This is a genomic window from Flavobacterium sp., assembly GCF_035292545.1.
GTDB lineage: Bacteria > Bacteroidota > Bacteroidia > Flavobacteriales > Flavobacteriaceae > Flavobacterium.
Genome location: NZ_DATDPV010000022.1, coordinates 87,941 through 94,081 on the forward strand (window position 1 = coordinate 87,941; position 6,141 = coordinate 94,081).

Genomic DNA, 6,141 nt, shown 5'->3' on the forward strand with positions numbered 1-6,141 from the left:
TTGAGAAACTCATAACCCCTGTTTTATACCTTTTCCGTTATTACTTCAAGTTTGTCCAGGTAATAATTATAGGTTTCGAGTTGTGCTCTGAAAACCGGGTTCTTGCCACGAACCTGATATTTATTATCTAATTTTTCCGAATGTAATCTGGCTTTTACATTTCCTTTCCAACCGATATCGAAAGTATCTATTAGCTCTTTTTTGATGTCGTCATCGTAAATTGGACAGGTTACTTCTACCCTTCCATCGATATTTCTTGTCATAAAATCGGCCGAAGAAATAAATACTTCCGGGTCTCCATCATTACCAAAAATGTATACTCTGGAGTGTTCCAGATAATTATCTACAATGCTTATGGCTTGTATATTTTCGCTCATCCCTTTTACTCCGGGAATTAAACAACAAATTCCTCTTATCTGCAATTGGATTTTTACTCCTGCTTTGCCTGCATCATATAATTTGTCTATTATTGAAAAATCGGATAAACTGTTCATTCTTAGTTTTATGAATGCTTCTTTTCCTGAAAGCGCATTCATTATTTCTCTGTCAATTAATTTATAAAATCGAGAACGCGTATAATGAGGTGAAACGATAAGATGTTTGTAACGATGCACTCTATAATTAACATCGAAGAATTCGAAAATTTTTGAAACATCCCTTAGTATTTGCTGATGACTCGTAAAAAGAGTAACATCAGTATATACTTTTCCGGTAGCTTCATTGAAATTTCCTGTAGAAATCATTCCGTAACGTTTTAATTTCCCTTCTTCAATTCTTTCTATGAGACAAATTTTACTGTGTACTTTGAGTCCTTTTATTCCGAAAATAAGTTCTATCCCTTCCATTTGCATTTGCTCTGCGTAGGAAATATTACTGGCTTCATCGAAACGAGCCTGAAGTTCAATTTGAACCGTTACTTTTTTTCCGTTTTTGGCAGCATTTATTAGAGAACTAATGACTTGAGAATTTTTGGCCAAACGATACAATGTAATTTTTATGGCGGTAACTTTTGGGTCAAGCGCAGCCTCTCGAAGAAATTTTATGATATAAGAAAAGGACTGATAAGGCGCATTTACCAAGTAATCTTTTTGGGCGATTTTATTTAAAATACTTCCGTCAAGACTTAATCCTTCAACTGGCAATGGGATTTTTGGTTTATAGACCAAATCATATCTTCCTAAATTTGGAAAATCCATATAATCGCGTCTGTTATGATATCTCCCTCCGGGAATAATACTGTCTGAGGAATCAATTCCCATATTGGCTAAGAAAAACTTCAGGGTATCTTTTCCAATAGACTGATCATAAACAAAACGAACCGGTTCGCCAATTCTACGGTCTTTTACACTTGTAGCAATTTTTTCTAACATACTCTTACTCATATCGCTATCAATATCTAATTGTGCGTCACGAGTAATTTTTATCATATGTGCCTTAACACTTTTATAATCAAAAATATTAAAAATACTGGCAAGGTTATAACGAATCACATCATCCAACAGGATGATATATTGTTTATCATTACTTGATGGCAGAACTACAAATCTGTTTATGGTTTTTGGAATTTCGATAACCGCATAGCGAACTTCTGGTTTTGGCTTGACCAAACCCAATAGTTTTGCTTTTTCCTCCGTTTTCATTACCAATTTTACAGCCAAATAACCGGAAGTATCTTTCAATAAAGGGAATTCAGCCAAGTCATTCAATATAATGGTCACCAATGCCGGACTTACTTTTTGAATAAAAAAGTCCTTGATGAAATTTTCCTGTTCTTTTGAAACTTCATTTTCATTAATAATAAAGATATTTTCTTTTTGAAGTTTGTTTTCGATAATATTTAAAATCCGCAAACTTTCGGATTGCTGTTGAATTACAATTTCTGTAATGTCTTTTACCAATTGTTGCGCGCTGATTCCACCGAGCACTTTTTCGCCGGAAACACCCGCTAAACTCAATCTGCGGATGGCAGCAAAACGAACTCTGAAAAATTCATCTAAATTGTTTGAAAAGATTCCCAAAAAACGAAACCTGTCTAATAAAGGTACATTTTCATCGGCGGCCTCTTGCAGTACTCTGGCATTGAAGGCCAGCCAGCTTTTTTCTCTATCAATATATTTGTATTTTTTTTCTACAATCATAATTTTAAATCTCTTGGAAATATCACCTTTTCTGTTTTGCCTTTACTAATTGTTTCCCAATCATCTGTATCAAAATTTATGGAAACTACTCCAGTAGTTGGGACATTGTCGATGGAAACATCCCCAAATTTATTAACAAAATTGGTTATAGCCTCATTATGACCGAAAAGAATTACACTTTCGTAATCATTGCTGCAAGACATGACGATTTTCTCAAGGTGTTTTTCGTCAAAAGTGTATAATTCATCTTTAAAAATAATACTTTCTACAGGGCATAACATATTTTGCGTAAAAATAATAGCTGTTTCTGCGGCTCTTTTCGCAGTGCTGCTCCATATAATAAAAGTTTTAGGCAAATGTTTCAGAATATTAGCGGAAACCAAGTGTGCATCTTTAACTCCTCGATTTGCCAATGGCCGATCCTTGTCATGTAAAGGTGCATTCCAACTAGATTTTGCGTGTCTAATTAATGTTAGATTCTTCATAGGTAAACTATTGGTTAGTATTTTGGGGCACGATATATCATATAATCAGAGACAAATTACAAAAAATAAAAATAACCAAAAACTGTTTTAACTTTTCATCTTAAAATTTTTATTTTAAAACTTTTAAATTATCAGATTTTGAAATTCATACAATATCCTGTAAATCCTTGCTATTATAAAAAGACCAATTGAATTAAAAATTCAATTAATTATCAAAAATTATATTATGTTAATTTTAACATTTTTAATAAATTATTACTAAAATATAAGATCGTGTAAATATTATCTTATTAACATTTTTTTTCGTTAGTTAAATTTCCCAAGCTTATTAAAAAATGTTATTAATCTGTAAAAAAACACACTTCATCGATATAATTTTTAATGTCCATAATTTTCACCTGTCAATTTATTAAAAAACAAATTTTTAAACACTATTTAATTACTTAAATACTTGTTAATCAATAAGTTATTAACATGTAAATTTTTGCATAATATAAATATAAGTTAATTTTTATATTTTAAAAAAAAACATTTTTTTTTAAAAACGTCACTTCAACGAGTATTCAGGTTATTGGTGGAAAAAAAGTATCAAAATGATTTTTTGTATTTAATTTAGATAAAAATATTAGTTATTAACAATAAATTAATAATATAATATTAGTTAAAAAAAAACGAATTAAATAATTTGTATTGTGAGAAAAATATACCCTATTACCTCAACCGACCTACTTAACAATTCTATATTGTTTGAAAGCTACATCTAAGTTGCCATCTCATTTTTTAAACTAAAAAAGTTAAAGTTGATGAAAAATATTACTCATTTATTAAAGAAACTGAACATCAAACAAATCCTCATAACCTTTATTTTGATGTTTTATACCACTTCTTCATTTTCTCAGTTCACTCCGGATAAACCTGATTTAAGATTATGTGGTTCTGCACCTAATTATTATTTGGATTACTACAGTTGTGTTTCAAACAATTATACGCTTAATCAGGTATTTTTGAGTTTAACTAATGTGAATGGAGTTCCATTGACAAATACAACGTGTATATCTGGCTCAACACAACCAATGTATATAATGCTAAACTACACTTCAAATTCAAATAGCAACATTGAGAATGCTCGTATTTTTGCTGATTTGACCATTACTCATAATAATGTTGATACTATTATACCTTTGAATGTAAATTTAGGAACCGTTACTCCTGGACAAGGGCAACGTTTTATTTATGGCCCTTTTAACTGGGTTTGTGGTGACGGATTAATGCTGAGCAGGATATTGGTAGTTTGGAAAACTAGTGGCTCACCTACAGAATTAGTTCCATATGACTGTAATTCTTATGGTAAATCGCAATGTGATTTTTCAGATAATACTGTTATTTCCACACCTTTAGCTGTTCAATTTGACTATACTGGTTGTACAGTAGGAAATCAAGCAACGATTACTTTCGATAATACTACAAATGGTGGAATTCCACCCTATACCTATGCTTGGGATTTTACTAATAATGGAAGTACCGATTCTACTTTAGCTAATCCGGTTTTTGTTTATACTCTTCCCGGGCCTTATACGGCTAAATTGACTGTAACTGATTCTAACACAACTCCATTAGTAAGTACTTATATTAAAACTATAAACCTTCCACAACCGCTTGACCTCTCTGTGTTGTTAACACCATTGGGATGTAATAATTCAAATAATGCCGCAATAAACCTTTCTGTAAGTGGAGGCACGCCTGGTTACACTTATTCCTGGAGTAATGGGGCATCAACACAAGATATTAGTGGATTAACTGCCGGAACCTATACAGTAACAGTAACTGATTCTGTAGGATGTCAAAAAACAGAATCTTATATAATTTCTGGAGGTGACACCTCAACTCCTGTTGTCACAGCACCAAACGACTATTCAATTGAAGGATGCTCGGAAGCAATAATATCAGTTCTGCCTTATAGCGCAACTGAAGTTATAATCTCGTTAGCACAATTTAATTCTGCTGGGGGAACTGTGACCGATAATTCAAGTAATTTAATTTTAAGTTATATTGATACTAAATTAGGCACCTGTCCTATTGTTGTGACAAGAACATTTTATGCAAAAGATGAATGCAATAATACTGGATCTGATACCCAAACAATATCAATTAATGATTCAACTTTACCTACGGCATCCAATCCTACTCCAATTACGCTCAGTGGATGCAACGGAACTTTCCCTGCTCCAAGTATTGCTGTGGTGACCAATGAAGCCGATAATTGTGGCACGCCTGTTGTTGCTTTTGTAAGTGATGGTGCTCCTAATTTGGTAGGATGCACAGCAACTACCATCAGGACTTATAGCGTAACGGATGCTTGTGGTAACTCTATTAATGTAACTCAAAACTTAATCCGAACTGTAGATGCTGCTTTACCAACTGCTTCTAATCCTGCTCCAATTACGCTTAGTGGATGCAACGGAACTTTCCCTGCTCCAAGCATTGCAGTGGTCACAGATGAAGCCGATAATTGCGGTGCGCCTGTAGTTGCTTTTGTAAGTGACGGTGCTCCTAATTTAGTGGGCTGTACGGAAACTACTATCAGAACTTATAGCGTAACGGATGCCTGCGGTAACTCCATTAACGTAACTCAAAACTTAATCCGAACTGTAGATGCTGCTTTACCTACCGCTTCTAATCCTGCACCAATTACACTTAGCGGATGCAACGGAACTTTCCCTGCTCCAAGTATCGCAGCGGTGACAGATGAAGCCGATAATTGCGGTACCCCTGTAGTAGCTTTTGTTAGTGACAGTGCTCCTAATTTAGTGGGTTGTACTGAAACTACCATCAGAACCTATAGTGTAACGGATGCTTGTAATAACAGCATTAATGTGACTCAAAACTTAATCCGAACAGTAGATACTGCTTTGCCTACTGCTTCTAATCCTGCACCAATTACGCTTAGCGGATGCAACGGAACTTTCCCTGCTCCAAGTATCGCAGCGGTGACCAATGAAGCCGATAATTGCGGTACGCCTGTAGTAGCTTTTGTAAATGATGGCGCTCCTAATTTGGTAGGATGCACAGCAACTACTATCAGGACTTATAGCGTAACGGATGCCTGTGGTAACTCGATTAATGTAACTCAAAACTTAATCCGAACTGTAGATACGACTTTACCAACCGCTTCTAACCCGGCTCCAATTACACTTAGTGGATGTAACGGGACTTTCCCTACTCCAAATATTGCAGTGGTGACCAATGAAGCCGATAATTGCGGTACTCCTACAGTTGTTTTTGTAAGTGACGGCACTCCTAATTTAGTAGGCTGTACGGAAACTACCATCAGGACTTATAGCGTAACGGATGCCTGTAATAACAGCATTAATGTGACTCAAAATTTAATCCGAACTGTAGATACGACTTTGCCTACTGCTTCTAATCCTGCTCCAATTACGCTTAGCGGATGCAACGGAACTTTCCCTGCTCCAAGTATCGCAGCGGTGACCAATGAAGCCGATAATTGCGGTACGCCT

At 34.7% G+C, this 6,141-nt stretch carries 3 protein-coding genes; 1 reads left to right on the forward strand and 2 read right to left on the reverse strand.

Translation table 11 applies throughout. The features are described 5' to 3' along the window. Nucleotides 1-23: 23 nt before the first annotated feature. Together ppk1 and VI621_RS04025 are read right to left on the reverse strand one after the other, a co-directional pair. Nucleotides 24-2,138 (reverse strand): polyphosphate kinase 1, encoded by a 2,115-nt coding sequence (gene ppk1, locus VI621_RS04020; RefSeq protein ID WP_324217088.1) that lies wholly within the window; start codon nucleotides 2,136-2,138, stop codon nucleotides 24-26. Next, complete coding sequence (locus VI621_RS04025) at nucleotides 2,135-2,623, reverse strand: histidine phosphatase family protein (RefSeq protein ID WP_324217089.1); 489 nt, start codon at nucleotides 2,621-2,623, stop codon at nucleotides 2,135-2,137. The genes ppk1 and VI621_RS04025 overlap by 4 nt, the downstream gene beginning before the upstream one ends. A gap of 803 nt (nucleotides 2,624-3,426) precedes the next feature. Here VI621_RS04025 and VI621_RS04030 point away from each other — a divergent pair. Next, nucleotides 3,427-6,141: PKD domain-containing protein (locus tag VI621_RS04030; RefSeq protein WP_324217090.1), on the forward strand; the 2,715-nt coding region annotated here is incomplete at its 3' end.

What these genes read in the sequence shown, in the direction of transcription:
- ppk1 (WP_324217088.1), bottom strand. Translation starts at nt 2,138, where the DNA reads ATGATTGTAGAAAAAAAATACAAATATATTGATAGAGAAAAAAGCTGG.
- VI621_RS04025 (WP_324217089.1), bottom strand. Translation starts at nt 2,623, where the DNA reads ATGAAGAATCTAACATTAATTAGACACGCAAAATCTAGTTGGAATGCA.